Genomic DNA, 26,574 nt, shown 5'->3' on the forward strand with positions numbered 1-26,574 from the left:
GCCGTGGCCTGAAGGCTGGCGGCGCATGCCGAGCGGAGTCGGCTGAGGGCTCGCGGATCTGCCGTAGGTGGTCGCGTGGTGTTCGCAGCCCTCCCTACCGGCCCCGTCGGACGCCGTCGAGGCCCTCGGCCTGTCCTCCGGCACCTCCGCCGTCGCTCTGATCAAGCCGATGGCGATCAGCACGCAGGGAAGCAGAAGTGGCCCCACCAGGCCAGGGCCGGCCGCCACTGCCCTGGTGGCCCGGCGGAGGCCTGCAGTCCTGCCACGGACCGGATCCGTGTGCCGCGGCAACCCCTTCACAGCAGGTCGAGGAGCCCCTTGTGCGAGCCGCCGAAGCCCACGTGCTCGTCGAGCAGGGCTTGGGAGCCGGAGTCTCGCCCACCAGATGACCGGCGTGCCGTCCGCCCAGCGCCCAGCCCGTCTTGTCGGCGAGGGTGCGAAGCTCGGCGTACAGCTGCCGGCCGGGTCGTTGCCGAGGGCGATGGTGCGGCTGAGGTCCGTTCCGTGCCCGCCGAGGAGCGGGCCGAAGTGGACGGTGCCGGTGTCATCGGCGCCGATGACGCGGTCGGCGGGCGGTTCCTCGCCTGTTCAGGGGGTGGCGCGCACGATGACGAGCGAGCCCTCGTAGGTGGGTTGGCGCCGCAGGTGGCCGAACTCCTCGTCCCAGGCGCCGGATTCCAGGTCGCTGCGCAGGGACTTGTCGAAGTGCTCGCGGACCTGGTCGTCGACGAAGCTCCAGGCCGAGCAGGCCTGGCGGGCGCCCGGGTCCAGCAGCAGCTCCGGGCGCCCGTAGTAGGCCTCGTTGAACCCGTCGGTGCAGTGGAGCGGGACCGGTACGGTCTGCACGGCTCCGTCGCCCCCGAGGCCGGACGCCAGCTCCTCCACACTCGGGTACCGGCGGGCCTCGGTGTCGAGCACCTCGGGTGCGTACCGGTAGAGCCAGAAGTCGCGCACCCGGGCGGGGTCGCAGGTGAGGATGGCCACGGGGCCGCGGGTCACGCGCCGCATCTCCCGCAGGCCGGCCTGTACGTCGCTCCACTGGTGCACGCTGAACAGCGCCATCGTCGCGTCGAATTCCCCGTCCGGGAACGGCAGGTCCTCGGCGACCGCGTCGATCGCGCGGGCCAGTCGCGGCGACCGCTGGGCACGCATCGACTCGGACGGCTCGACGGCCGTCACCTTGCGGGCCGCGTTCTCGTACGAACCGGTGCCCGCCCCGACGTTGAGCACGGACTGGGCGTCGCCCAAGGCCTGGGCGATGAACCGGGCGATGTGCTCGTCGGGTCGGCGATAGGAGGCGTAGCCGTCGCCGATCGCCCCGTAGTCGACGTCGCCGGCGCTGCCGTCCTGGGTCCGTGCCGTCATGGGGTACCTCGCTTTGTGAGCAGGAACTGGGGGAGCCCGCACGCCCGCGGTTGCGCCGGCGGGGCCTGGGGACGGATGGGGGTGCGGACCGGAGGCGTCACGACCAGAGGCGGAGCCGTTCCCAGCCGCTGGTCGTCCGCTCGTAGCGCAGCCGGGTGTGGACGCGGTTCTTCGCCGCCTGCCAGAACTCCACCTGCACGGGAGACAGGGTGTAGAGCGTCCAGGCGGAGTCGACGAGCGACGGCTCCTTCCCGACCCTCGCCAGAGCCTTCTCCAGGGCCTGATCGCGCTCGGCCATATCAGCCAGGTACTGGCTCTGACGGGCCAGGAGGGCCTCGGCGCGGGCGGTGGCCGAGCGGGCGAGGAAGTCCTCGGCGTTGTCTCGCGCGGACCCGGGTGTGACAGGCCCGCGCAGGCGGACCTGCCGGCCGTGCTCGGCCCAGTAGAAGGTCAGTGCGGCCCGAGGGTGCACGGCCAGCTGGTGCCCCTTGGGGCTGAAGCCATGCCCGGCGAACTGCCACCCGGAGCCGTCCACGCCCTTGAGGATCAGTACACGCGCATCGGGGTCGCCCGACTCGTCGACGGTGGACAGGGTCATGGCGTGCGGATCGCGCACGCCGTCGGCGACGGCGTCGGACAGCCAGGACAGGAACAGGGGCACCGGATCGTCCGGGGCCTGCTCGGGCGTGAACCCGGGCAACGGCCCTGTGAACACCTCGATACCCCGGAGCCACTCGCGGACGCTGTCGCCGCGCTTCTCTCCGTCGTTCACCGGCCACCTCCTCACCCGCACACCTTCACGATTCATCCTGCATCTGCGATGAATATTCGACAATCTCCTGGCAAATCTTTGGCATATGACCTGAAGATGGCTGCGTCTGAGCGGTCGGCATTGGAGATAGCTACGGATCCGGGCGCAGCTGCTGGAGCCGCTTCGTGACGGTCTCGATCACACGGTGCGCCGCCCTCGTTCACAGGGCCGGGCCGGACGGCGGAGGGTCAGATGCCGTGCGGCGGATTGCGACGACGGCCGCGTCGTCGTTGAGGTGGGCGTGGACGTGGGCCAGCAGGTCGGCCTGGAGATGACGCAGGAGTGCGTCGGGGGCGTCGGTGCTCCACTGTGGTGCGCGCTCGGTGAAGGGGTAGAAGTGCCCGTCGGTGTTGCGTGCTTCGATGACGCCGTCGGTGTAGAGGAGCAGCAGGTCACCGGCCTCGAACGGGAACGTCTGGACCTCGTAGTCGGCGGTGCCGAAGGTTCCGCCGAAGCCGATCGGAAGGTGGCTGGCCTCGGGCACGAGTGGGATGAGCCGGTTTCCGCGGAGGACGAGCGGTGGTGGGTGTCCGCAGCTGATGAGGTGGACGACCGGCTCGTCGTCGGGGATGTCGAGCAGCACGGCGGTGGCGAAGTCTTCGACGGTGTCCTGTTCCGTCGGCGACCGCCACTGTCGGGTGTCCCAGCGGAAGGCGGCATCCAGGTGGACGGCGAGGCGGGGAAGGGTGGCCTGCCGGTGGGCGGCTGCCCGGAAGGCGCCGAGAAGCAGGGCGGTGTTGCTGATGGCGGCCAGACCGCTGCCGCGCACGTCGCCGATGAGGAGCCGGGTGCTGTGGTGGGCGGTGCGGGCGGCCGCGTACAGGTCCCCGCCCAGCTCGGCCTCCTCGTCGGCGGGGATGTACAGGCCGGCGATCTGCAGCGGGCCGGAGCGTGCGGGCAGCGGCTGCAGCAGAACCCTTTGGGCGGCCTCGGCCACCGACCGCACCTGGTGCAGCTGCTGCTCGCGCCGGTCCCGCACCACACAGATGGCGACGCAGACGGCCGAGACGACGATCAGGGCAGCGATCTGGGCCTGGATGTTGGCGGTGCCGAAGACCCCCCTGAGCACGCCGATCAGCACCTGGGCCGCCACCGCGAGAGCCCCCATGACCGCCGTCGTACGGGCGCCGGCGAACGCCACCGTGATCGCGGGCGCTGCCACGAGCAGTGGACCGAGGTGCACGTGCGGCGGAGCCAGTACATCCACTACGCAGACCGTGACGATCAGTCCGAGCGGGATCACCAGCAGCGCGGGCGCGTGCCCCGGCTCCCCGAAACGCCGGACGTCCAACCATGCCGGAAGGGCCATGCCCCAAGCCTTCCACCCGCCCCCGCAAGGCGAGAACGCGGCACTCCGGAGACCGCTGTTCGTGGCTGTGCGATGCGGGCACGAACCCGCCCGACTGCCTCCTTCCCCGTGACCACGTGGTCGCGGGGGTCGGCGGTCTCTCACGGGAACTCCGTCCAGGCCTTGGCCAGCACCCCGCTGGCTCTGTACCCCGCCGCCGTCGCCAGGACCGCCACGGCAATCCCCGCCCGACGGGCGCGCGACGCACGTCGTTGCGGCAGGTGTGATCCGCGGGGTGGCCCCGCACGCCTGCGTGCCCTTGCGGGCCGGGGCGGGCGGGAATTCCAGGGGGGAACTCCGCGATTCTTCCGGGAATGCCAACTGCCGTTTTCCTGAGGGGTTGTCGGGCCGTGTCGGCGGATTCTATGCTGATCCGGCCGATGGCGTCGTGGCGACGGCAAGGCCGTATTCACGCCTCCTCCTGAAGGGAATGTTCCGTGCGCACCACCACGCTGGGTTCCGGGGGGCCGGTCGTCGGTCGGATAGGCCTGGGCACGATGGGGATGTCCTTTGCCTACGATCCGCAGAACCGGGACGACGAGACTTCTCTTTCCGTCGTGCGCCGGGCGCTCGATCTCGGGGTCAACCTGATCGACACGGCGGACGTGTACGGCCCGTTCACCAATGAGGAACTCGTCGGACGCGCCCTGCTCGGCCGGCGCCACGAGGCCGTGCTCTCGACCAAGGGCGGTGTCCGCTACGACGGGGTCGACTTCTCCCTCGACGGGCGCCCCGAGTACCTCCGGTCCGCCGTGGACGCCAGCCTGCGGCGCCTGCGCACCGACCACGTGGACCTCTACTTCCTGCACCGCGTCGACCCGCGGGTCCCCGTCGAGGAGAGCTGGGGTGCCCTGGCGGAGCTGGTGGCTGAGGGCAAGCTGCGCGGCCTCGGCATCTCCGAGGCGTCGGCCGACGAGGTGCGCAGGGCCCGGGAGGTGCACCCGGTGGCCGCCGTACAGTCCGAGTTCTCCCTGTTCACGCGGGACTTCCAGGGTGATGTCGTCCCCTTCTGCCGCGAGCACGGCATCGCCTTCCTGTGTCACTCGCCGCTCGGCAGCGGCCTGCTGGGCGGCCGCTACAGCGCACCGGCGGACCTCGGCGACGGTGACTTCCGGGCCGATATGCCCCGGTTCGCGGCCGAGTCGATGGCGGCCAACGCCCAGCTGGTCGGGGTCGTCCGCTCGGTCGGTGAGCGCCTCGGCGCCACCCCCGCCCAGGTGGCGCTGGCCTGGCTGCTCGCGCAGGGGGACCACGTCGTCCCGATCCCGGGCACCAAGACCCCGCGCTACCTGGAGCAGAACGCCGGGGCGGCCGAGCTCGTCCTGTCCGCGGCCGACCTCGCCGAGCTGGACGCGCTGCCGGAGCCGGTGGGGGCCCGCGAATAGCGGCTGCCGTCTTCTGTCCTTCCGTACCCGAAAAACGATGGGGCGCACGTGAACCGATTTGCCATATTCGACCTCGACGACACGCTGGTGGACAGCGTCGGAGCAGTGGACCGGTGGTTCGTCGAATTGACGGAACAGCGGAATCTGGGCGCGGACGGGCTGGAGTTCCTTCGGGCGGAACAACAGCGTCCGGTATCTCCTCGGGAGTCTTTTCAAGCCATCATCGACCGATTCGGGTTCACGGAATCCCCCGATGAACTCCGGAGCATTTTCCTGGACCGGGTACCGCGGCTTTCCCGGACGTTCGACGGCGTCCTGGACAATCTCAGGGCACTGCGTCAACGAGGGTGGCGGACCGCCCTGCTGACCAACGGCACGGAAGCGGACCAGCAGCCCAAGATGCAGGACGGCATGGCGGACCTCTTCGACGTGGTGTGCTTCGCCGACGACGAGGCGACGCGCAAGCCCGATCCGGAGATCTTCCGGCTGGTCGCCGAGCGCGCGGCCACCGGGCTCGACGGGGCGTGGATGGTCGGCGACTCCCTGGAGCACGACATCGCGGGCGCCGTCGGGGTGGGCATGTCCACGATCTGGGTCTCGGGCGGCAGGCTCCTCCCGACCGGGGGCCCGGTCCCGGGCAGGGTCGTGGCATCGGTGGACGAAGCCTTCCCGCTCCTGCTCGCCGTGGGCTGAGCACGTGCGGCGCCTGCGGCCGGAGCCGCAGGCGCCACATGTCCGGGCGCGGACGCCCTACTGGACGACACGGCCGTCGGCCGAGAGCCGGCGGGCCCGCGAACGGCGCAGGTCGCGCGTGATGTTCATCCGCTTCAGCCACCGGTCCGAGCCGTCGAACCGCGCCTTGAACGGCCGACGGCCGTGGATGGCGCTGTGGTTGTCGAGGAAGAGGATGTCGCCGGGGGTGAGCGCGATGTCCTGGATCTTCCGGTTGATCTCGGCGCACAGCCGCTCCAGTGCGCCGGCCGCCTCCTCGGTCAGCGGGGTCATGCAGTCCGGGTCGACGCACAGGTAGGGATCGGCGTCGTCGCCGAACAGGATGCTGACGGCAGGCGGGTTGCGGTGCAGCTCCTCGATCCGGTCGAAGCTCTCCCGCGCGCGGGCGTGCCGCTCCTCCGGCAGGTGGGTGGTGTACGCGTTGCGCTCCGCGGAGTGCGAGCCGCTCGGCCGGGTCGCGAAGAGCGGCTGCCGGAGTATGCCGCGGTCCGCCTCGTCGATGTCGAGATCGGAGATCTCGGCGTAGGTGGTCGGAGCCCCGTACGGATTGCGCAGGCACATCAGCGCGGTGTAGTCCGAGCGGTAGGGGTGGAACGCCTCCTCGGTGTGCCACTCCAGCAGCTCCTCCGAGCCGGAGGAGATCTGCTCCTTCTCGTGCCCCTTGATGGGCACGATGTTGTGCATCAGCAGCCCGTTGTGCAGGGTCGCGTACCCGAAGGGGTCGCCCAGCAGCTGCGCGCACAGGACGAACACGGCCTCCTCGCGGAGCGCCGGCGAGACCTCGCCCTCGGCCTGGTGCCAGTGGCCGGGGGTGGGCCCGATCGCGTCACCGACCCGGATGCCGGAGAGCAGGAACCCCCCCGACGGCTCGCCGAGCCGGAACCCGACGAGCGCCTCCCGGAGCTCCCGCGGCAGTCCGTGCGCGAGCACCGCGGCCTTCCTGTGGAACGCCGCGTCGTGCACGCTCGACAGGTCACGGGTCAACTCCCGTACCAGGTCGTCGATGTCCGCGTTGGCCTGGGCGTCCAGGTGGTACTTCTCCATGTCCACGACCTTCGTAGAAGTAGTTGGGTGTCCTCTCGGGCCCCGTCCGGTCACCCTTGACCGTCGACGAGGGCGTAGGCCCGCACCGGGAAGGTCCCCATTCCGGCGATGGGGATGGGCGCCGCGTGGAAGCGGAACTCCCGGCCCACCACCTGCTCCAGGCCCGTCATGTGCTCGACCACGGGGATCCCGGCGGCGAGCAGCCCGGTGTGGGCGGGCCGGGCCAGGTCGGCCATGTCGTCGATGTTGACCGAGTCGATCCCGACGAGGGCCGGGCGCCGGGCCGCCAGCCACGCCACGGCCTCCTCGGTGAGGAAGGGGTGGCCCGCGTCCCCGTAGGACGGGGTGGCCCAGTGCCGGTCCCAGCCGGTGTGGACGAGCACCGCCCGGTCGGTCACCTCCAGCCCCTCGAACACCTCCGGGCCGATGCCGCTCGTCCCGGCGGGGACACTGACGGCCACCCCCTCCAGGTCGACGAACCGGGACAGCGGTACCTCCGAGAGGTCGGCGCCGCCGTCGAAGCGGTGGAAGGGGACGTCGGCGTACGTGCCCGTGTTCGCCACGAGGGTGATGCGCCCGATCTGGAACTCGGTCCCGGGGGAGTACCGGTCGCGGGAGTCCGCCCGCGACATGTGGTCCTCGATAACCGGTCCCGGCAGGCCGGGATAGGTGGTCATGCCTTCGCGCACCACGTGCGACAGGTCGACGAGGTCCCTCTTGCCGTTGGTCATCGCGGATCTCCGAATCGTCGCAGTCGGCTGGGCAGCGTGGCCAGCGACAGCCATGGTGTGTAGGAGTACTGGGACATCGACGCGTGGAAGGACTTGCCGAGGCGCGTGTAGTAGAGGCCGTTCGGCGAGTTCACGCTGAGCACCGTAATCGAACCCCGGTGCAGCCGCAGCCGCACGGAACCGTCCAGCGGGCGGTCCAGGTCGGCCAGGCACTTCGCCAGGCTCTCGCCGAGATGGCTGAACCATCCGCCCTGGACCACGGTGGTGGTCCACTCCCGGGCGATGGACCCGCGCACCGCGTGCTCCTGGGCCGTGTAGACGGCGTTGGCCAGGACCTGGTGCGCCTTGATCAGGACGGTCGCGGCGGGAGCCTCGCGCACCTCGTGGTTCTTCACCCCGAACGGGGTGTCCTCCAGGCCTGAGGAGCGGCCCACGCCGTGCTCGCCGGCGAGCACGTTGAGGTGCTCCACGAGTTCACCGAAGCCGACCGGCCGGTCGTCGAGGGCGACGGGCAGGCCGTGTTCGAACGTGAGGAGGATCTCGACGGGGTCGGCGGGGGCGTCGGCCACGTCCCGCGTCCACCGGAACACGCTCTCGTCCAGGCGGTTCTCCGGGCTCTCCAGGGAACCGCACTCGATGACGCGCGCCCAGGGATTCGCGTCGACGCTGTGGATGCCCTCGGGGAAGGAGATGCCGGCGTCCGACAGTGCGGCCAGCTTCGTCTCCCGCGGGAGGTCCGAACCGAGGAAGGGCGCGGCGACGCCGATCTCCGGGTCGAGCGCGGCGATCGAACCGCTCAGCCTGATCGAACTGTTCTGCATGTAGGTCGCCGTGTGGCCGATCACGTCGCAGCCGAGTTCACGCGCCACCCGTACGGCGGTCTGCGCCATGAGCGGCCGGGTGAGCGTCGAGCCGACCGGGAACTGCTCCTGGTACAGGGCGTCCGCGTGGACGGCGGCGGGCGCGAACTCGCCGAAGAAGCGGTCCGTGACGTCGACGTCCACGAAACCCGCGCCGAACGCGCGGGCCTGCTCGGCCGCCGCCGCCGAGGGCTCACGGTCTCCGATGCGCACGTGCAGCGCCGTCACGGTGGAACCCAGGGACTGCAGCCGCTGGAGGAGGTACGTTCCGTCGAGCCCGCCGGAGTACAGCAGCAGCATGTGCCGCGGCGGCCGGTCGGCGAGTTCTTCCAGGCTCGTTATGAACCGGTGCACGCCGGGTCCTCGATTCGTATCGTGGGGGTGAGTGGGTCGGGGGCGAAGAGGCCGATGTCCCGCAGGGAGGCGCAGACGCGTGAGCCGGGCGGACGGACCGCGCGTGAGCGGCGGATGTCCGTGACGGCGAAGCAGCGCCTGAGCCAGCGGTCCGTTCCGTCGAACCGGGCGGCGAACTCGGAACGCCCGTGGATCGCGGTGCGGTTGTCGACGACGAGGAGGTCGCCCGCCTCGAGGACGCCGCCCCGCAAGGTCGCGAGGAACGCGGACTTGAGTTCCTCCAGCGCCGCCCGCGCGTCCTCGTCCAGCGGTTCCATGGCGTGGAAGTCGGCGAGGAGGTCCGGCGCGGCGGCCGTCCCGGAGAGCACGGGCAGCGGGCCGGTGAGCAGTTCGGTGGAGCCGTCCCCGAACGAGCTGCTCACCCGGAGGCGGAAGAGCGGCTCCCGCAGGAGCGCCGCACTCCGCTCGGACAGCAGGGGCAGCGCCCGCGCCGCCGCGCCGACGACGGTGTGCGCCCGGCGCTCGTGGTCGGGACGTACGCACATCAGGGTGATGAACTCCGGCTTGTGCGGGTGGAATCCGTCCTCGGTGTGCAGTTCGAGGTACACCGTCCCGGAGTTCTCCTGGCGCCGCTCGGCGCCCTCGACGGGGGCGACGTCCTGGACGATCCGGCCCGCCTTCTCGTCGGCGTAGGCGATGACGTCGCCCACGGTCGAGGCCACGGCGAGCTGCGCGAAGGTGGCCACCGGGAGGTCGTTCCAGTCGGGCAGGAACCCGTCCGGCGGAGTCGGCGGGGCCTCGAGGTCGGTGGGCATGTTCCGGAGGAGGAGCACACCGGCGTCGTTCCCGTGCCGGCGGAACCTGCGCAGTGTCTCCAGCACCCGCCGCGGCAGCCGGAGGCCGGCGAGTTCGGCCTCCGTCAGCAACTCCTCGTCGTCCAGCGACCGGTCCTTCAGCGCACGGGCCGACGAGGCGAACGCCTCCGCAGCCGCCTCGCGTTCGGCGTCGGTGAGCGTGATCGTCACCTCGTCGAGTGGCGCGACCGTGCCGTCGGCGGGATCACCGCCGACGGCATCCGGTGGCTGTGCCGGTTCACGTACCTGAATCACCAGGACCCTCCCTTGACGTCACGACTGATTCCGGGGTTCGGCCGTCCGAATCGGCACTGTTGACCCGGTGTGCATGGCCGGCAAACGAGCCGGTCAGGGCACACCGGATTCGGCCATTCCTCTCGCCGGGAATGGCGAAAACGCATCAGGGCGGCCGGAACCGCGCGGTTTCGGCAGTTGATGCGGCGGCGACTTCGGAAGGTCTGGTCACTCCGGAGCGAACGGAGTCACGACCGGACGTGCGCCACGGAGTCCTCGGCTGCGGGCCGATTGGCAAACGGCTGCGGTGCCGACGGCCTGTGAATGCACAACGCCGCGGAGATATATGGCGCATTCGGGCATGACCCGGCTGTGTCGCCCGTCAAGACACCCCCGTGTCAAGGCCTTCGCCTCATGCGTTCGTCATCGAAACAGAAAGGATCGGGTGGCGCAAGACATGTGCTTCCAGGGGCAGTTCGGCCGCAAGATTGCCACTTGCCTCGCCTCCGAGCCCAAACTACAGTGCCTCCAGCTGCTCACGAGGCAGGCCGATCATGGTGCTGACGGGGGATATTCTGTGAGGTCCAGGGCGGATACAGCCGGCGACGGGACCTTGGTCGCCGCGTGGAATTTCCCCAGCTCGCCGCTTTCGGCTCCGGGGACGGTTTCGGACATTTTCCATACGCGCTCCGGGGTTCGGCGTGCGCGTTCTGCATCCTTCAGATCGGCCGGTCGCCCGCTGCTGCGGGCGCAGATTGCCCTTTTCGGGCCCGGTGGCCGTTTCGGGGTCTGATATCGCCCCTTCATCACGATGCGCACGCACCGCCGTACCGTCGTGATCCTTCATCCTTGATTACCGCCGGATCATCCGTATGTCCGGATCCGTCGGATTCCACTGGAATGAGCGACATTCATGTCCGCTCGCCGTTCCTTCCGTTGCGCCCGAGAGCACGTTCCGTGGCGGACGCATTGCACATGGCAGAGGAAAACGCACCGTGGATTACCGTAAATGAGTCGCTCCACCATTCATGGCCTGATAACCGCACGGGCCCAGGCGAATCCCGACCTTCCGGCCGTCGAGGACGGCACGGAGCGCCTCGACTTCCGCGAACTCGAGCGCCGCTCCGACGCCGCGGCGCAGCGGCTGAGCGCGCACGGCGTCGGCCCCGGCGTGTTCGTCGCCGTCTCCCTGGAACGCTCCGTCGCCATGGTCGTGACACTGCTGGGCATCCTGAAGGCCGGGGGCGGTTACGTGGCCCTGGACCCCGCCCACCCCGAGGCCCGGCTGCGCTGGATCCTGGAGGACATCGGCCCGCGCCTCGCGGTGGCGAGCCGGACGATGCGGGACGCGATCCCCGCGACCGGCATCGAGCTCCTCACCGCCGAGGACCTGGCCGCTGCACCGCCGCCGGACGGGGCCGTGCCTCCCGCGATGACGACGGCGCTGCCCGACGGGGATCCCGACCGGCTCGCCTTCATCACCTACACCTCGGGAACCACCGGCCGCCCCAAGGGCGTCATGGCCGTGCACGACTCCATCGCCTGGTTCATGGGCATGATCAGCCCCTACCTGGTCCTGGGGCCCGGCACCCGCTTCCTCCAGTTCTACCCGCTGACCTGGGAGACCCAGGCGCTCGACATCTACGCCGTGCTCGCCGCCGGCGGCACCGTCGTCATCCCGCCCCCTGGGACCGAGACGGCGGGGCCCGGCCTGGTGGAGTTCCTCCGCGACGCCCGCGTCACCGGGGCGATGCTGCCCCCCGCGCTGCTCGCCGAACTCGCCGAGGAACCGCCCCTGCCCGAGCTGCACACGCTCGCCTACATCGGTGAGCGATGTCAGCCGCAGGCGGCCGAGCGCTGGGGGATGGGCCGGCGCCTGATCAACCTCTACGGCCCCACCGAGGTGACGGTCGCGGCCAGCGCCTCGGACGAACGCCCACCCGGCGACGCGCCCCCCATCGGCAAGGCCCTGCCCGGCCGCGAACTGCACCTCCTCGACGAGCAGATGAGGCCCGTGCCCGAGGGGGAGCCCGGCGAACTCTACGTCGGGGGGCGAGGACTGGCCCGCGGGTACTGGGGACTTCCGGAGCTCACGGAACGGCAGTTCCCGCCGGACCCGTTCAGCGGCCGGCCGGGCGCCCGCCTCTACCGGACGGGCGACCGGGTACGGCTCCTGCCCGACGGGAACCTGGACTTCCTGGGCCGGGTGGACGGCCAGCTCAACGTGCGTGGCCAGCGGGTGGAACGCGGCGAGATCGAAGCGGTGATGGCCGCCCATCCGGGCGTGCAGTCGTGTGCGGTGGTCGTCCAGGGCGACGGCCCGGACGCCAGGCTCGTCGGCTTCGCCGTCGGCACCCCCGGCATCGAGAAGGAGCTCCCCGAGCGGCTCGCCGCACAGCTGCCGCCCGTCATGGTCCCCTCGTTCGTCGTGCGCCTGGAGCGCCTGCCGCTCAACCAGCACGGCAAGGTGGACCTGGCGGCGCTCCGCACGCACCGGGTGAACGGGACGGGGACGGCCTCCCGTACCGCCTTCACGGCGCCGCAGGCCGGACCGGAGGCGGACCTCGCCCGGATCTGGGAGGACGTACTGGGCGTCGAGGGCATCGGCGCCGCCGACCGCTTCCGCGCCCTGGGCGGCACCTCGCTGCAGGCCATCCGGGTACAGAACCGCGTCCGCGAGCACTTCGGCGTACCCCTGACCGTCCGCGAGGTGCTGGGCAGCGGCACCCTCGCGGAGCTGGCACGGCTCCTGGCCGCCGGCGGCGGGGAGCGCCCCGCGCTGCCCCCGCTCACCCGGGCCGACACCGCCGACGGCACGTCCCACCCCGCCTCCCTGCACCAGCGGCGGCTGTGGGCGCAGGCCAGGATGAAGCAGGCCGCGTCCGTCGCCTACAACGAGACCTCCGCCCTGCACGTGACCGGCCCGCTGGACCTGCCCGCCCTGCGTGCGGCCGTACAGGACCTGGCGGACCGTCACGAGGCCTTCCGCAGCAGCCTGCACCTGGACGGCGCCGACCTCCGCGTCGACGTCGCCCCGCAGGTGGCGGTCGGCCTTGCCGAGGAGGACCTGACCGGCTCCGCCGAACCCCTCGCGCAGGCCGCCCGGCGGGCCGCGGAGCTGGGAGCCGAACCCTTCGACCTGGAGCGGGCACCGCTGCTGAGGGCGGTGCTGCTGACCGTGGCGGCCGACGAGCGGGTGCTGGTCCTCGTCACCCACCACACGGTTGCGGACGGCCTGTCCCAGGACGTGCTGGACCTCGACCTGTCGGAGTGCTACGCGGCGCGCCTCGCGGGGAAGGAACCGGACCCGCTCCCGCAGACCGCGCTGCGGCCGCGCGACCACGCGCTCTGGCAGCGCGCCACGGCCGGACACCCCGTGCTCGCCGCCGGACTGGACCACTGGCGCGCCCGGCTCGACGGCGCCCCGACCGAGACGCACCTGCCCACCGGCGCCCCGCGGCCCGCCTCCTTCACCCACCTCGGCGGCCGGGTGAACCGCGCCACCGGCGCCGAACTGCGGGCGGCCGTGGAGCGGCTGGCCCGGGAGGCCGGCACCACCCCGTACGCCGTGTGCCTCCTCGCGCTCGCCCTCCTGCTGTCGCGGAGGACGGGGCAGCGCGACGTGCTCATCGGGTCCCCGTTCTCCGGACGCCCGAGCCGCGAGGCCGAGGACGTCATCGGATTCTTCACCAACACCGTGGTGATGCGCGTGACCCTGGACGACCAGCCGGACCCGCTGTCCCTGCTGCGCACGGTGGACGAGCGGATCCAGGAGGGGCTGGAGCACCAGTACGTCGCGTTCAACGACGTGGTGCGGGCCGTCGGGGCCCGGGCGGGCGCGGCGGGCCAGCCCCTCGTCCAGGTCGTCCTGGCCCATCAGGGGCCGCTGCGGCCCCGTGCCGCGCTCGCCGGCACCCGTGTCGTGCCCTGGCTCGTCGACAACGGCACAGCCAAGGCCGACCTGACCGTCGAGATCAACGAGGTCGGGGACGAGCTGGTGGTGGTGCTCCCCTACAGCGCCGACGTCATGGACCTGCCGACGGCGGAACGAACGCTGGCCGAGTACGTCGGCATCCTGCGCGAGCTGACGGCCGGCCGGACGGGCCCCGAGGAGTCGTGAGGCGCCGGCCGCCCTTCCCTCCCGCCCGTCCGCCCGTGCGGCGGGCCCCTCCCAACCGACAAGCCAACCAGAGGGGAAGTCCCGTGGACCTTTCCACGCTCCTTGCTCATCACCTCGGCGCGCGCGGCGCCCAGACCGCCCTGGAATCCGGCGCGCGGACCTGGTCGTACGCCGACCTGGACCGGGTCACCCGGGACCGCGCCGCGCAGCTGCGCAGGCTCCACCCGGAGGCCGTACGGGTCGCGCTGGCCGGCGAGCACACCGCGGAGGCGCTCGTCTGGGCACTGGCCGTGATGCGGGCAGGGCTGGTCTACACCCCGCTCAATCCCGGGCTGCCCCCGGAACGCATGCGCGAGGCCCTGCGGGTGGCCGGGCCCGATCTGGTGCTCTGTTGTACGCCCGGCGCCCTGCGCGAGCAGGACATCGGGCGGCGGGTGGTGAGCGCGGACGAGCTGACCGGCGAGCCGTCCGCGGAGCCCGGCGAGGCGCCGGCCACCTGGCCCGTGCAGGAGGCGGCGTACTCGGTGTTCACCTCGGGGTCGAGCGGGCTGCCCAAGCTGGTGAACGTCGGCCACCGGGGGATCGAGGACCTCTGCCGGGCGCAGGCCCGCCTGTTCGGCATCGAACCGGGCGACCGGGTACTCCAGTTCTCCTCCCTCGCCTTCGACGCCTCCATCGCCGAACTGCTGGTGACGCTGTACGCCGGCGGGACGCTGGTGGTACCCGTGTGGGAGGGCGGCTCGTGGGTCAACGCCGTGGGCCGCCACCTCGCCGAGCACGGCTGCGACGTCATCACGCTGCCGCCGTCGGTGTACGCACGGCTCCAGGACGAGGCGCGCAAGACCATCGGTACGGTCGTCTTCGCCGGGGAAGCCCTGACCGAGGTGGAGTTCCGGGCCGCGGCCCGGTTCAGCCGGGTGATCAACGCCTACGGCCCCACCGAGGGCACCGTGTGCTTCTCCGTGGCGGAGCCGAACCGGTTCACCACCTCGGTCGGCCGCCCCATCGACGGGTACGAGGCCCTCGTCCACGACCGGGAACGCGACGCGTACGCCCCGTCCGGCCGCGGCGAACTGGTGATCGTCGGCGACGGAGTCGCCCTGGGCTACGAAGGCCCGCAACCCGCGGACGGGCCGTTCACCACGGTCGACGGCCGCCCCGCCTACCACACCGGCGACGAGGTCGAACTGCGCGACGGCGAAGTGTTCTACCTCGGCCGCCTCGACGACCAGATCAAGCGGCTCGGCCACCGGATCGCCCTCACCGACCTGGAGGGCAGACTGTCCCGGCTGCTCGGATCGCGCGTCGCGGTCCTGACGCAGGACGGCTCGCTGGTCCTCGCGCACAGCGCGACCGACCGGCCGGAGCCGGAACTGAAGGCCTGGCTGCGCGAGCTCCTCCCGAACTGGGAGGTGCCCGACATCGTGCTGGCGGTCCCCGACATCCCCGTCACCCACACCGGCAAGGCCGACAAGGACGCGCTGCGCGCCCTCGCGCAGCGCCACGCCACCGCACCGCCGCCCGAGGCGTCCGCCGGCCGGGCGGCAGGGCAGGAGGCCGTCAGCGACCTCGTCGAGGGGATCCTCGGTACCCGGATCGCACCCGACACCTCCTTCTTCGACGCGGGCGGCGACTCCTTCGGACTGGTGCAACTCCAGGTGAAACTCTCCCGGCTGTACGGGGAGGAACACGTGCAGAAGGCCTTCGACCTGCTCAACTACGACTTCACCGTCGAAGGCTTCCTCGCCGCGCTGGGCGAGCGCCCGCAGCCCGCGGCGTCCCCCGTGCCCTCCGTGTTCCGCACGGTCTCCGCCGAACTGGCCGGCCTCCCCGACGCCCTCGCCGCGCTGCGGCGGGAAGCCGACGGCGACCCGCAGGCGGTCACCGTCACCGGAGCCGGCGGTTTCATCGGCGGGCACGTACTGGACCGGCTGCTCGGCACCGGCCGGCCGCTGACCGTCGTCACCACCAGCAATCCCCGCCGGCTCGTCGAGCGCCACCGCGCACGCTTCGGACGCGAGCAGGCTGACTTCGCGGACGTCCGGTTCCTGACCTACGGCGACCTGGAGGCGGCCGCCGGCGACACCGGCGGCTGGGGCGCCGTCGTCCACTGCGGCTACGAGGTGAACCACGTACTGCCGCTGGAACGGCACCTCAAGGGCAGCGTCGCCGCCACCCGGACCCTGGTACGGGCGGCGGCCCGGCGGGGCGCGCACCGGTTCGTGTTCGTCTCCGCCGCGTCCGCCGGCCAGGAGTTCGTGCCGTTCACCGAGGACGCCCTCGCGGCGGTCGGCGACCCGTACTCCCAGTCGAAGTTCGTGGCCGAGGCCTACGCCGGCGCCCTGGAAGCGGACGACTGCGAGGTCACCCTGCTGCGCGCCGGACTGGTGTACGGGCACACGCCGGGTGACGCCGCCCACCTCGCCGACGACGTCTTCGCGAACCTGCTGAGGATCTCCAGGGCGCAGGGCATCCTGCCCCGGCTGACCGGCCTCGTCCCCGTCTGCCACGTCGCCGACGTCACCGGCTCCGTTCTGGCCGCCGCCACCGGCCGGGCGAAGGAGCGGCGCTCCGTGCTGGTGCAGCGGACGTACGGCATCGAAGAACTGCGGGCGGAGCTCGGGGACGTCCGCCTGGTGGACCCGCAGGAATGGCTCACCACGGTGACCGAGGCGGGCACCGCGGACACCCGCGTGCTGGCCGCCCTACGGCTCTGGCTGAACGAGCCGGGCTGGACCGGGCCGGTGCGCACCACGTGCCGGCCGATCATCCGGGAACTCACCCAGACCTTGGAGATCTGACACATGAATCCAGATGTGGCCACCACCACGGCCCCCGAGCAGCGCTGGGATCCGGGTGACCCCCTCGACACGGCGTTCGTCGACGGCGAGAGCGCCATCCGCGAGGAACTCCGCCGGGGCGACTTCACCCGCTGGCAGCAGCCCGGCGGTCACGAACTGCGCGAGCGGCTGACGGACTTCCCCGAGCGCCTGTTCCTCTTCCAGGCCGGCGACCGCTGGTACGCCGGCTGCAAGACGATCTCCGACTACGTCCTGGACCGGGGCATGCCGGGCGTCTTCTGCAGCCGCGTGTACTGGTACAACGTGGTCGGCACGGTGACGTCGCTGCGGACCTCCGACGCGGACGCGCGGATCGTCTTCCGCCCGCTGGACGAAACCGGGCGCCGGGCGGCCTTCGAGGCGATCACCCCGCTCACCGAGCTGGTCCACCCGTTCACCAAGCAGCGCGAACCGGGCCGGGAGAAGACCAGCCCCGCCGACGGCTGGCTCGTCACCGAAGAGCGCGCCGCCTTCCTCGGCCTCGGGGAGGACCACATACGCAGCTACACCCGGGAGCGGTTCGGCCCGTGGCTCGCCGCGGCCGACGGGGACGTCCTCGCCTACGACCCGGCCTGCTCGACCGGCCAGTTCCTGTCCGAGTTCGCCGCCCTGGACCCGGCCCGGATCCGCACCGTGGGCCAGGACCTGAGCAGGCAGATGGCCGACTTCGCCGCCTCCCGCCTGGAGCGGGTGGTGTGCGGCGACGCCATGACCCCCGCCGTCGAACCGGGCACCGTGGACATCCTGTTCAGCCGCTTCCTCAACTCCGAGGTCGTCTCCACCGCACAGGCCCGGGCGATCCTGCCGGAGCTGGTCCGCACGCTGCGCCCCGGCGGCACCATGGTGCTGCTCGGTCACAGCCCCGTCCTGCTCGACACCCCGGACCTGGAGGGCGCCGGACTGCGCGTACGGCAGAGCGTCGCGCGCCAGGACGACTACCTCTTCCAGTACTACGTGTGCGAACACGGAGGCTGATGTGACCCTGTTCCTGAAGAAGAACGTCATCGCGGAGCCGGCCGTCGCCGGGTGGTACGCATGGTCGTACCTGATCCCTCCGCACACGCTGGCGAAGTACCTGAAGAACCACTACCGGAACATCGCCGAGTCCTACCTCGCCGACCCGGACACTCACCGCACGGCGCTGCGCCAGTCCCGCTTCCAGGGCGGGCCGTTCGTCCACGAGCGGGAGGGCTCCTACGACCGGATCCGGCGCTGGTACGACGACGCGCGCGAACGGCAGGCTCCGCTCCTCGAACTCGCCGACGCCATCGACGAGCTGGAGCAGAAGATCCTGCCCGGCCTGACCGGGGCGTCGATGGAGGAGGTGTACCGGCAGCTGCCCGAGCCGCTGGCGGGCCGGGTGGAGCTGTTCTACAACCGGGACAACCGCACCCCCGACTACCGCTTCATCGAACCGTTCCTGTACGCGTCCCCCTACTACGACCCCGCCCTCCAGCAGGTCAGGTTCTCCGAGATCCACCAGGACGCACGCGAGTTCGCCCTGACCACGCCGGTGCTGGAGTACACCCCCGAGCAGGTCCTGGTGACCGTGCCCCTGGGCTCCGAGCTGCTGGACACGGTCTTCCGCGGCGGACTCACCTCCGGGGAACTGGACCGGGTGACCGCCGAACTCGGCCTGGACGGGGACCGCGCCGCCGCCTTCCTGAGCTTCTTCGAGGAGGATCCCGCGCCGGCCTCCGCACCGCGGGACACCGGTGAGGACGTCATCGAATACGTCGGCCACGCCTGCGTGTTCGTCCGCCACCGGGGCACCACTTTCCTGGTCGACCCCGTGATCAGCTACAGCGGCTACTCGCGCGAGAGCGACGGCAGGTTCACCTTCGACGACCTGCCCGAACGCATCGACCACGTGATGATCACCCACAACCACCAGGACCACATGCTCCTGGAGACCCTGCTCAGGATCCGTCACCGGGTCGGCCGCGTCGTCATCGCCAAGTCCGCCAACTCCAGCCTCGTCGACCCCGACCTCAAGCGGGTGCTGACCCTGCTCGGCTTCCGGGACGTGGTGGAACTCGACGACCTGGACACGCTCGACACCCCCGGGGGCACCATCACCGCCGTGCCGTTCCTCGGGGAGCACGGCGACATCCGCATCCGCACCAAGTGCGGCTGGATGCTCGACCTGGACGGCACCCGGGTGCTGTTCGCCGCGGACTCCACGAACGTCTCGCCGCAGCTGTACCCGCAGGTGACGGCGGCGCTGGGCCGCGTGCACACCGTGTTCATCGGCATGGAGAGCGTGGGCGCGGCGGTCAGCTGGCTCTACGGTCCGCTCTTCCCCGAGAAGCTGGACCGCCGGATCGACGCGGGCCGACGGCTCAAGGGCAGCAACTTCGAGCAGGCGGCGGCCATCGTCGACGCCCTCGGGGCGGACTCCGTCTACGTGTACGCGATGGGGCAGGAACCCTGGCTCGGTGCGGTGATGTGCGTCGAATACGACGAGACGCACCCGGCGATGGTCGACAGCGACCGGCTGGTCGCGTACGTCAAGGAGCGGGGCGGCACCGCGAAGCGGCTGTTCCTGCACGAGACGATGGCGGTGCGCCCGTGAACGCCGGCAAGCAGCACGTCGTCCACGTCGGGTTCCACGCCTCCGAGGCGCACACCGTGGACTTCGACGCCGACCACGTGACCGCCGTGATGCCCCGGGCGAGCGCCGCCCGGCTGCCCGCCGAGCTGGCGTCGAGGTTCGCCCGGATCGCCGTACTGGACCTGCCGGACTCGGACGACCTCGACACCTACGACCGGGCCGTGGACCGCATGCGCGAGCTCGTCGCCGAGCTGGCGGCCGAATTCGGCCCGCCCGCGGCGATCGTCGGCCTCTACGAGCACACCACCCTGCCCGCGGCCCGGCTGCGCGAGCACTTCGGGGTGCCCGGCACGAACGTGCGGACCGCCCTCCTGTGCCGGGACAAGGTGCCGATGAAGCAGGCCCTGGCGGGCACGGGCATCCGGGTGCCGCGGTTCCTGGCCGTGGGCCCGGACACCGGGCGCGCCGAACTGGAGGAGTTCGCCGGCCGGATGCCCGGCCGGATCGTCCTCAAGCCCCGCAGCCAGGGTGCGAGCATCGGCGTGCGCATCCTCGACGGCGCCGCCGAGCTCCTCGCGCTCGCCGAGGCCGGGGCCATCGAGGAGGGGTACGAGGCCGAGGAGTTCGTGGCGGGCTCCATCCACCACATCGACGGCGTCGTCCGGGACTCGGAGATCCGCTGGTTCTGCGCCTCCCGCTACCTCGACACCTGCTTCGACTTCCAGTACGGCGGCGTCCCGCTGGCCGCGGTGACCCCGGACGACCCCGAACTGGTGGCACGGATGCGCGGGTTCACCGCCACCGTGCTGGACGGCCTGGGGCTCACGGACAGCACGTTCCACCTGGAGCTGTTCCACACCCCGGACGACGAGCTGGTCTTCCTCGAGATCGGCAACCGCTTCGGCGGCGCCGGCATCAGCTGGCACCAGCGCACGGTCTACGGCGTCGACCTGGCGCGCGAGGCGGTACTGGCCTGCCTCGGCCGGCCGTCGGAACTGGCCGCGCCCGCGACCATGCTGGACCACCGCGAGGTGGGAGCCTCCGGCTGGCTGTACATGCCGGCCGCCGCGACGACCGGGGGCGTCCGGGTCGTCGAGGTCACCGGACTCGACGCCCTGCCCCCCTCGGTGGTGGGCGTCGACACGCCGGCGGCGGGCGACGTGCTCAACGCCGGCGGCGACATCTGGCCCACCGCGGGACGCTTCCTGGTCAGCGGGGAATCCACCGACTCGGTGGAGCGGGACATGACGCGGATCGTCAACACCTACACACTCACAACGAAGGCAGGGGACTAGTGGCCCGCACGAAGCTCGGCACGCACATCGGGGTGGTCGTCGACGACTACCGGCTGGACCCGGCCGATCCGGGGCTCCGCGACTTCGTCACGGAGCTGCTGCTCCAGCACAAGGTGGTGTTCTTCAAGAGCCAGCACCTCGACCGGCACACCTTCATGGAGGTGGCGAAGCGGCTCGGCAGGACCGAGGTGCACCCCTTCATCTCCGAGGAAGAGCCCGTGGTGCACGGCATCTCGCCGTTCCAGCCCTACGGCGAGTACCCCGAGATCACCGGCATCTACCACGACGAGAAGCACACCGGGAACCTCAACGCCTGGCACAGCGACCTCAACTGGCGGGAGGTCCCGACCTTCGGCTCCATCCTGCGCGCCGTGCAGATCCCGCCCCGCGGCGGCGACACCTGCTGGGCGAACATGGCGGCCGCGTACGCCTCGCTCAGCGACGAGGTCAAGGAGCAGCTGGACGGACTGCGGGTCGTCCACGACTGGATGCAGATCTATTTCCCCGCTTTCGACGGAAACGACGAGGCGCTGCAGCGGATGCGGGACAAGTATCCGGCCCAGTCCCACCCGCTGGTCCTCACCCACCCCTTCACCGGCGAGAAGTCGCTGTTCTCGAACAAGGTCTCCGGAGTTCGCATCGAAGGCCTCGACGAGGCCGAGAGCCGGCGCATTCTCGACATGGTGCACCTGCTCGCATGGCGGCCGGAATTCCAGTGCCGCTTTTCCTGGGAGGAGGGTGATGTGGCCATCTGGGACAACCTGGCGAGCCAGCATTACGCCGTCTCCGACTACTGGCCGCACGTCCGCAAAATGGAACGCATCACTCTCGAAGGCGAGCCGATCAAGTGAGTACTCAAGTCATTGTCCTGAACGGCGGATCCAGCTCCGGCAAGACGGGAATCACCCGCTGTCTGAAGGCGATCCTCCCCCATCCGTGGATCAGCCTGGGTGTCGACGATCTGATCGACCGGCTGCCGCCCTCCCTGGTCGAGTCGGGCTCCGGCGTCGAGTTCGGCCAGCAGGGAGAGGTCGTGCTCGGAGACGGCTTCCGCGAGATGGAGGCCGCCTGGACCGAGGGCATCGCCGCGATGGCGCGCGCCGGGGCCCGGGTCATCATCGACGACGTGTTCCTCGGCGGAGCGGCCTCCCAGGAGCGCCTGCGCGCCCACCTCGAAGGCCTGGAGGTCCTCTGGGTCGGCGTGCACTGCGACCCCGAGATCGCGGCCGGCCGGGAGATCGCCCGCGGCGACCGGGTCATCGGCATGGCCGCCTCGCAGGCGGAGATCGTGCACAAGGGCGTCGTCTACGACGTCGAGGTCGACACCACCCGCACCGAATCGCTGGACTGTGCCCGGGCCATCGCCGCTCGCGTGAGCTGAGCCCCCTTTCGCCGAGCACGCCCGCGGTGAGCGGGCGTGCTCGGCGCTGCCGTCCGCAACGGAATCAAGGAGACAGAGCATGGACAGTACGGAGTCCGACGGGTCCGGGGCGGCCCCGGCCGCGACCCGCCCGCCGGGGCGGCCGCCCGTGCAGGAGACGTGGCGCAAGTTCTGGCTGCTGACCTCCGCGGCGTCGGTTTCCGAACTGGGGAACACCTTCCTGCACCTGGCGATGCCGTGGACGATCCTGGCCAGTACCGGCTCGCCCGTGATGGCCGCGCTCAGCCTCGGCGTGCAGTACCTGCCGTTCGTCGCCTCGCCCCTCCTGGGCACCCTGATCGACGGCTACGAACGCCGCATGGTCTTCATGGTCTCCGAGCTGGTGCAGGGCGTGCTCGTAGCACTGACCCCGTTCCTCCTCATGGCGGACCAGGTCGAACTCGTGCTGCTGGTCCTGCTGGTCGCCGGCTGCGGCACCGTGACCTCCAACCTGACCAGCGACTTCAGCCTGCTGCCCATGCTCGCCCCGGCCGACCGCGTGACCGAGGCGTACAGCAGGTTCGGGGCCGCCACGGAACTGGCCCGCTGCGCAGGGCCCGCGGTCGCCGGCGTGGTGCTGGCGGCGTTCGGCGGGTACTGGGCGCTGTGGATCGACGCGGCCACCTTCCTGGTCACCGCCGTGGTCGCGGCCGTACTGCCGCGCGGGGAGAAACCGGTCGTCGAACGCGGGTTCCTGCGCATGCAGGTCGAGGGCTTCCGCAGCTTCCGGCGGATCCGCGGCGTGCCGCGGCTGACCCTGGTGCTCTCGGTCTACAACCTCGGCGCGGGCGCCGTGCCGACGGTCATCCTGGTGCTCGCCGCCCGCACCTGGGGCTGGTCCAGCGGCTGGGCGGGCATGGTGCTCGCCGCCGGGGCCGCCGGCAGCGCACTGGGGGCCTGGCTCGGGGGCCGGGTCCGGTCGGACGCGCCCGCGGAGCGGCGCATCGGCCTCTGGTTCACCGTCTGCGCGGTCGCCTGCGCCGCGCTGCTCGCCCCGTGGGAGGCCGTGGTGGTGCTCGGCTTCTGCGCCCTCATGGCCGGCGAGGGAGGCATGAACGTCACGACGAACGAGTACCGCTTCCGGGCGATACCCGAGGAGATGTCGGGCCGGGTCAACGCGGTCATGCGCGCCTTCATCCTGGGCGGCGCCGCCCTGTCGTCGCTGCTCCTCGGCTGGTCCGTGACGCTGTCGGAGCAGGTGCTGCGGTTCGCCCCGGCCCTGGTCACCTCGGCCCTGGCCGTCCTGCTGTGGACGGGCGCGCGCAGCATCCGCGCAGCGCGGGCCGAACCGGAAGGCGGGACGGCAGCCTAGGACAGGGCCCGCGAGGGGCCACCGTCGCAACCGCGCACCGCACTCCGCGCACCGCACTCTGCGAGAGGAAACCGAATGCTGTACATGTTCGCCTTCGACAAGGTCGGCATCGTGGTGGGGGATCTGTACTTCGTCGATCCCGAACCCATCAAGGGGCAGGAGAGCCCCGAGCACGGCGTCCGCCTGGAGCTCAGGGTGGTCGAGCAGGGCACGCTCGTCGACTCCATCTACGCGGCCTACCCGATCTCCGTGGACCGGCCGGTGTGGCGCGCCGACTTCCTGGAATCGGTCGACGGGAGGCCGGGGAGCTTCGACCGGACCCACCACCACCCGGTGTTCACCGGCTGGGACCCGGGCGACCGGGTGTTCGTCCGGGAACTGTCAGCGGACCCGCTGGGCTGGCTGGGGGCCAGGCTGGCCGACCTCGACGGCCTGCTGAAGACGGCCGGGTTCCCCGCCGACACGGCCGGCCCGACGGACGCCGCTGAACTCCGCAGGACGGCACCCGAGATCGTGGACGCGACGCGCAGGCTGCTCGACCGGGTCCGTGCGGGCGAGCTCGGGAACCCGCCGGAGGGTGAACCGCCCGCCCCCGCCGAGGGGCAGTTGCAGGCGCTGGTCCGCTCCGGCTGGCTGTGAGCCGCGCAGGGTGCCGGCCTCCGGGCCCGGGGGCCGGCACCCGCGGCCCGTCAGTAGCCCGCCGGTCCGATCACGTTGGCCAGCGGCTCACCGGCCGCGTAGCGGACCAGCTGGGCCTTGGCCAGGGCCATGGCCCTGGCCGGCGGCGTGCCGTTCGACCCGGCGGTGTGCGGGGTCAGGAGGAGCCCGGGGGCGGACCACAGGGGATGGCCGGCCGGCAGCGGCTCCGGGGCGGTCACGTCGAGCGCCGCGTACAGCCGGCCGCCGCACAGCTCGCCGACCAGGGCGTCGGTGTCGACGAGGCCGCCGCGTCCGGCGTTCACCAGCAGGGCGCCGTCCCGCATCCGGCCCAGGAACGCGGCGTCCACCAGGCCGGTGGTGGCCGGGGTCAACGGCAGCAGGAGGACCACGATGTCCGCCCCGGGCAGCAGTCCGGGCAGCTCCTCGACGCCGTGCACGCCCGCGCGCGGCCGCCGGGCCACGGCCGTGACCTCGGCGCCGAACCCGGCCAGGACCGGCGCGAGCGCCGAGCCGAGGGACCCGTACCCCACGAGCAGCACCCGCTTGCCCTCCAGGGTGTCCGTGTGCGTGTAGTCCCACCGCTCCTCGCGCCGGGCCTGCTCGAAACGGGGCAGTCGCAGCAGATGGTTCAGCACGACACCGGTGACCCACTCGGCGACCGCCCGGTCGTAGGCGCCCCGGGCGTTGCACAGCACGACGCCGCCCGGCACGTACGGCCTGATCCACTCCACGCCCGCGGACTCCAGCTGCACCAGCCGCAGCCGGGGCAGTCCGGCGAGCAGGGACAGCCGCTCGCGCCCGAGGCCGTAGGGCGGGACGATCACCTCCACGGTGTCCGCCGACGCGGGGAGCCCGTCTTCCCCGGTCCACACGTCGGCCCGGAATCCCGCCGGGAGCCCGCCCATGAGGGCCTCCGATTCGGCGGTCGGCAGCCATACGGTGATCACGACCGGCCTCCCCGGCCGGGCCGGTTTTCCGCGAGGGGGAATGCGGAGTTCCCCCGATTGTTCCGTGTACGAAGATCCATGCGGCGCACATTAGCCGCCCGGATCGCACGCGGCCATGGTCCGGGGGTATTTCGGTGTCCGCGTATTCGGATATCCATGGTAATTGCCGGGATTCTGCAATCCGTTGACATCCATTCAGGGGGACGGTAAGAATCAGGCCTGGTCGAAATCTTGTCCGGTGGGGCGGTCGCCGGCTGTTCGCAGCAGCCGAAATCCCCGGCCGGTGCGCCCGTTCCTCCCCGCCGGCCGGGGAACCCCTCATCCGCTGCCGCGCCCCGCTGCCGTCCCTCGGCATCCGCCGCCGGACACGGGCCGGCCGCCGGCCGCGCCGCGGGCCCGCGTTCACCGATCGTCTCCGTACAGACCGAAGGAACCGTCATGACCGACCTGGCCGTTCACACCCCGGACGCCGACGCGCAGGAGGCACCGGTCCTGCTGCTCGTCGGCAGCGGGTACCGCCCCTACCGCGAGTACATCCTGGCCGCGGTCTCGCAGCACTACCGGCTGTGGCTCCTGGACTCGGCCGAGGCCACCTGGCAGCTGGAGTACTGCACGGGTGCCACCCGCGTCGACACCCGGAACGCCGAGGCCGTGCGCGATGCGGCGCTGGCCGTCGTGAACTCCCTTCCGGTCGTGGGTGTCTTCACCTACGACGAGACGCAGGTCGTCTTCTGCGCGCGCCTGGCGCAGGACCTCGGACTGCCGGGCAGTCCGCCCGAGACGATCACCAGCTGCCGCGACAAGGCGGCCACCCGCTCCGCCCTGGCCGCCGCCGGCGTGCCCCAGCCCGCCTCCGTCACCGTCACCACCGCCGAAGAGGCCCTCGCGGCGGCGGAGAAGATCGGCTACCCGGTGATCGTCAAGGCGCGCGCCATGGCCGCCAGCTTCGGCGTCGTCCGCGCCGACGGACCCGCGGACATCGCCGCCGCGTTCGCCGCGGCGGACGGCGCGGACTTCATGAACCTGCCCCGCTACCCGGCGAACGTGCTGGTGGAGGAGTTCCTCACGGGGCCGGAGATCAGCGTCGACGCCGTCATCCACGACGGCGAGGTCACCCCGACCGTCATCGCCCGCAAGCGCCTCGGCCTCGAACCGTACTTCGAGGAGACCGGCCACGACGTCGACGCGGCCGATCCGCTGTTCGCCGACGAGGAACTGCTCGGCCAGCTCCGCGAGATCCACCGTGCCCTCGGCTTCGTCCACGGCGCCACCCACTCCGAGTTCAAGCTGACCCCCGACGGCCCGCGCCTGGTGGAGGTCAATGCCCGGCTCGGCGGGGACCTCATCCCCTACCTCGGCCTGCTCGCCACCGGCGTCGACCCCACGGTCGCCGCGGCGCACGCCGCGGCCGGCACGAAGAGCGACCTCACCCCGAAGCACCGCAAGGCCGCGGCCGTCCGCTTCCTGCTGCCCGAGGGGCACTGCCGGACCACGGAGGTCGTCGTCCACCAGGACCGCTTCGGACCGACGATCCACGAGACGGGCATCACCGCCGCATCCGGAGACGAACTGGCCCTCCCGCCCGCCGCGTTCCTCACCCGCTACGCCCATGTCATCGCGGTGGGCGACGACTTGGACCGGGTCCTGGCCGACCTCGCCGAGCCCGAACGCCTGGTGGAACTCCGGGCCGACGTCCTGCCCGACTGAA

20 protein-coding genes are annotated in these 26,574 nt (G+C 71.6%); 12 read left to right on the top strand and 8 right to left on the bottom strand.

Annotation, left to right across the window (positions count from 1 at the left end; all coding sequences use genetic code 11):
• Window positions 1-588: 588 nt before the first annotated feature.
• The 3 genes from ACFTXQ_RS11425 to ACFTXQ_RS11435 form a co-directional block, all read right to left on the bottom strand.
• On the bottom strand, window positions 589-1,365 hold the full coding sequence (locus ACFTXQ_RS11425; RefSeq protein ID WP_382638614.1) for a class I SAM-dependent methyltransferase: 777 nt from the start codon (window positions 1,363-1,365) through the stop codon (window positions 589-591).
• 97 nt (window positions 1,366-1,462) lie between these two features.
• Complete coding sequence (locus ACFTXQ_RS11430) at window positions 1,463-2,137, bottom strand: pyridoxal 5'-phosphate synthase (protein ID WP_382638616.1); 675 nt, start codon at window positions 2,135-2,137, stop codon at window positions 1,463-1,465.
• A gap of 199 nt (window positions 2,138-2,336) precedes the next feature.
• Window positions 2,337-3,485, bottom strand: coding sequence for a PP2C family protein-serine/threonine phosphatase (locus ACFTXQ_RS11435; RefSeq protein WP_382638618.1), 1,149 nt, complete (start codon window positions 3,483-3,485; stop codon window positions 2,337-2,339).
• A gap of 476 nt (window positions 3,486-3,961) precedes the next feature.
• Here ACFTXQ_RS11435 and ACFTXQ_RS11440 point away from each other — a divergent pair, with 476 nt between their 5' ends.
• Together ACFTXQ_RS11440 and ACFTXQ_RS11445 are read left to right on the top strand one after the other, a co-directional pair.
• Window positions 3,962-4,909: an aldo/keto reductase gene (locus ACFTXQ_RS11440; RefSeq protein ID WP_382638620.1), complete on the top strand. Its 948-nt coding sequence runs from the start codon at window positions 3,962-3,964 to the stop codon at window positions 4,907-4,909.
• A gap of 48 nt (window positions 4,910-4,957) precedes the next feature.
• Entirely contained in the window at window positions 4,958-5,602 is a 645-nt protein-coding gene (locus tag ACFTXQ_RS11445) for an HAD family hydrolase (RefSeq protein WP_382638622.1), read from the top strand.
• 57 nt (window positions 5,603-5,659) lie between these two features.
• Here ACFTXQ_RS11445 and gntD read toward each other — a convergent pair whose 3' ends face one another.
• The 4 genes from gntD to ACFTXQ_RS11465 are packed head-to-tail and all read right to left on the bottom strand — an operon-like array spanning window position 5,660 to window position 9,739.
• Window positions 5,660-6,685: a guanitoxin biosynthesis L-enduracididine beta-hydroxylase GntD gene (gene gntD, locus ACFTXQ_RS11450; RefSeq protein ID WP_382638624.1), complete on the bottom strand. Its 1,026-nt coding sequence runs from the start codon at window positions 6,683-6,685 to the stop codon at window positions 5,660-5,662.
• A gap of 50 nt (window positions 6,686-6,735) precedes the next feature.
• Window positions 6,736-7,416, bottom strand: coding sequence for a cyclase family protein (locus ACFTXQ_RS11455; protein ID WP_382638627.1), 681 nt, complete (start codon window positions 7,414-7,416; stop codon window positions 6,736-6,738).
• On the bottom strand, window positions 7,413-8,630 hold the full coding sequence (locus ACFTXQ_RS11460; RefSeq protein ID WP_382638630.1) for an argininosuccinate synthase domain-containing protein: 1,218 nt from the start codon (window positions 8,628-8,630) through the stop codon (window positions 7,413-7,415). The genes ACFTXQ_RS11455 and ACFTXQ_RS11460 overlap by 4 nt, the downstream gene beginning before the upstream one ends.
• Window positions 8,615-9,739, bottom strand: a complete 1,125-nt coding sequence (locus tag ACFTXQ_RS11465; RefSeq protein ID WP_382638633.1) for a clavaminate synthase — start codon at window positions 9,737-9,739, stop codon at window positions 8,615-8,617. The genes ACFTXQ_RS11460 and ACFTXQ_RS11465 overlap by 16 nt, the downstream gene beginning before the upstream one ends.
• 988 nt (window positions 9,740-10,727) lie before the next feature.
• Here ACFTXQ_RS11465 and ACFTXQ_RS11470 point away from each other — a divergent pair.
• The 9 genes from ACFTXQ_RS11470 (at window position 10,728) to ACFTXQ_RS11510 (ending at window position 23,898) form a co-directional block, all read left to right on the top strand.
• Window positions 10,728-13,838, top strand: coding sequence for an amino acid adenylation domain-containing protein (locus tag ACFTXQ_RS11470; RefSeq protein ID WP_382638636.1), 3,111 nt, complete (start codon window positions 10,728-10,730; stop codon window positions 13,836-13,838).
• An 83-nt stretch (window positions 13,839-13,921) separates the two neighbouring features.
• Window positions 13,922-16,639, top strand: a complete 2,718-nt coding sequence (locus tag ACFTXQ_RS11475; protein ID WP_382638638.1) for an AMP-binding protein — start codon at window positions 13,922-13,924, stop codon at window positions 16,637-16,639.
• Between the two features lie 3 nt (window positions 16,640-16,642).
• Window positions 16,643-17,653: a class I SAM-dependent methyltransferase gene (locus ACFTXQ_RS11480; RefSeq protein WP_382638641.1), complete on the top strand. Its 1,011-nt coding sequence runs from the start codon at window positions 16,643-16,645 to the stop codon at window positions 17,651-17,653.
• A 1-nt stretch (window position 17,654) separates the two neighbouring features.
• A complete protein-coding gene (locus ACFTXQ_RS11485) occupies window positions 17,655-19,253 on the top strand; it encodes an MBL fold metallo-hydrolase (RefSeq protein ID WP_382638644.1) in 1,599 nt (532 codons plus the stop codon).
• Window positions 19,250-20,527, top strand: coding sequence for an acetyl-CoA carboxylase biotin carboxylase subunit family protein (locus tag ACFTXQ_RS11490; RefSeq protein WP_382638647.1), 1,278 nt, complete (start codon window positions 19,250-19,252; stop codon window positions 20,525-20,527). The genes ACFTXQ_RS11485 and ACFTXQ_RS11490 overlap by 4 nt, the downstream gene beginning before the upstream one ends.
• Window positions 20,527-21,378, top strand: coding sequence for a TauD/TfdA dioxygenase family protein (locus tag ACFTXQ_RS11495; RefSeq protein WP_382638649.1), 852 nt, complete (start codon window positions 20,527-20,529; stop codon window positions 21,376-21,378). The genes ACFTXQ_RS11490 and ACFTXQ_RS11495 overlap by 1 nt, the downstream gene beginning before the upstream one ends.
• Complete coding sequence (gene cpt, locus ACFTXQ_RS11500) at window positions 21,375-21,908, top strand: chloramphenicol phosphotransferase CPT (RefSeq protein WP_382638652.1); 534 nt, start codon at window positions 21,375-21,377, stop codon at window positions 21,906-21,908. Before ACFTXQ_RS11495 ends, cpt begins: the two co-directional genes overlap by 4 nt.
• Before the next feature lie 79 nt (window positions 21,909-21,987).
• Window positions 21,988-23,259 carry an MFS transporter gene (locus ACFTXQ_RS11505; protein WP_382638655.1) on the top strand — a complete coding sequence of 424 codons (1,272 nt, stop codon included), beginning with the start codon at window positions 21,988-21,990 and terminating at the stop codon, window positions 23,257-23,259.
• Window positions 23,260-23,334: 75 nt separating this feature from the next.
• Window positions 23,335-23,898, top strand: coding sequence for a hypothetical protein (locus tag ACFTXQ_RS11510; protein ID WP_382638658.1), 564 nt, complete (start codon window positions 23,335-23,337; stop codon window positions 23,896-23,898).
• A gap of 50 nt (window positions 23,899-23,948) precedes the next feature.
• Here ACFTXQ_RS11510 and ACFTXQ_RS11515 read toward each other — a convergent pair whose 3' ends face one another.
• A complete protein-coding gene (locus tag ACFTXQ_RS11515) occupies window positions 23,949-24,866 on the bottom strand; it encodes a 2-hydroxyacid dehydrogenase (RefSeq protein ID WP_382638661.1) in 918 nt (305 codons plus the stop codon).
• A 438-nt stretch (window positions 24,867-25,304) separates the two neighbouring features.
• On the opposite strand from ACFTXQ_RS11515, the gene ACFTXQ_RS11520 reads away from it, so the two are divergent.
• Window positions 25,305-26,573, top strand: a complete 1,269-nt coding sequence (locus tag ACFTXQ_RS11520; protein ID WP_382638664.1) for an ATP-grasp domain-containing protein — start codon at window positions 25,305-25,307, stop codon at window positions 26,571-26,573.
• The last annotated feature ends 1 nt before the right edge of the window (window position 26,574 follow it).

Origin of the sequence: Streptomyces sp. NPDC057010 (assembly GCF_042673805.1) — a bacterium.
Classification (GTDB): domain Bacteria; phylum Actinomycetota; class Actinomycetes; order Streptomycetales; family Streptomycetaceae; genus Streptomyces.

Coding starts and splice junctions, on each gene's coding strand:
- ACFTXQ_RS11510 (WP_382638658.1), top strand. CDS start 23,335: ATGCTGTACATGTTCGCCTTCGACAAGGTCGGCATCGTGGTGGGGGAT.
- ACFTXQ_RS11470 (WP_382638636.1), top strand. CDS start 10,728: ATGAGTCGCTCCACCATTCATGGCCTGATAACCGCACGGGCCCAGGCG.
- ACFTXQ_RS11505 (WP_382638655.1), top strand. CDS start 21,988: ATGGACAGTACGGAGTCCGACGGGTCCGGGGCGGCCCCGGCCGCGACC.
- ACFTXQ_RS11480 (WP_382638641.1), top strand. CDS start 16,643: ATGAATCCAGATGTGGCCACCACCACGGCCCCCGAGCAGCGCTGGGAT.
- ACFTXQ_RS11520 (WP_382638664.1), top strand. CDS start 25,305: ATGACCGACCTGGCCGTTCACACCCCGGACGCCGACGCGCAGGAGGCA.
- ACFTXQ_RS11425 (WP_382638614.1), bottom strand. CDS start 1,365: ATGACGGCACGGACCCAGGACGGCAGCGCCGGCGACGTCGACTACGGG.
- ACFTXQ_RS11435 (WP_382638618.1), bottom strand. CDS start 3,485: ATGGCCCTTCCGGCATGGTTGGACGTCCGGCGTTTCGGGGAGCCGGGG.
- ACFTXQ_RS11455 (WP_382638627.1), bottom strand. CDS start 7,416: ATGACCAACGGCAAGAGGGACCTCGTCGACCTGTCGCACGTGGTGCGC.
- gntD (WP_382638624.1), bottom strand. CDS start 6,685: ATGGAGAAGTACCACCTGGACGCCCAGGCCAACGCGGACATCGACGAC.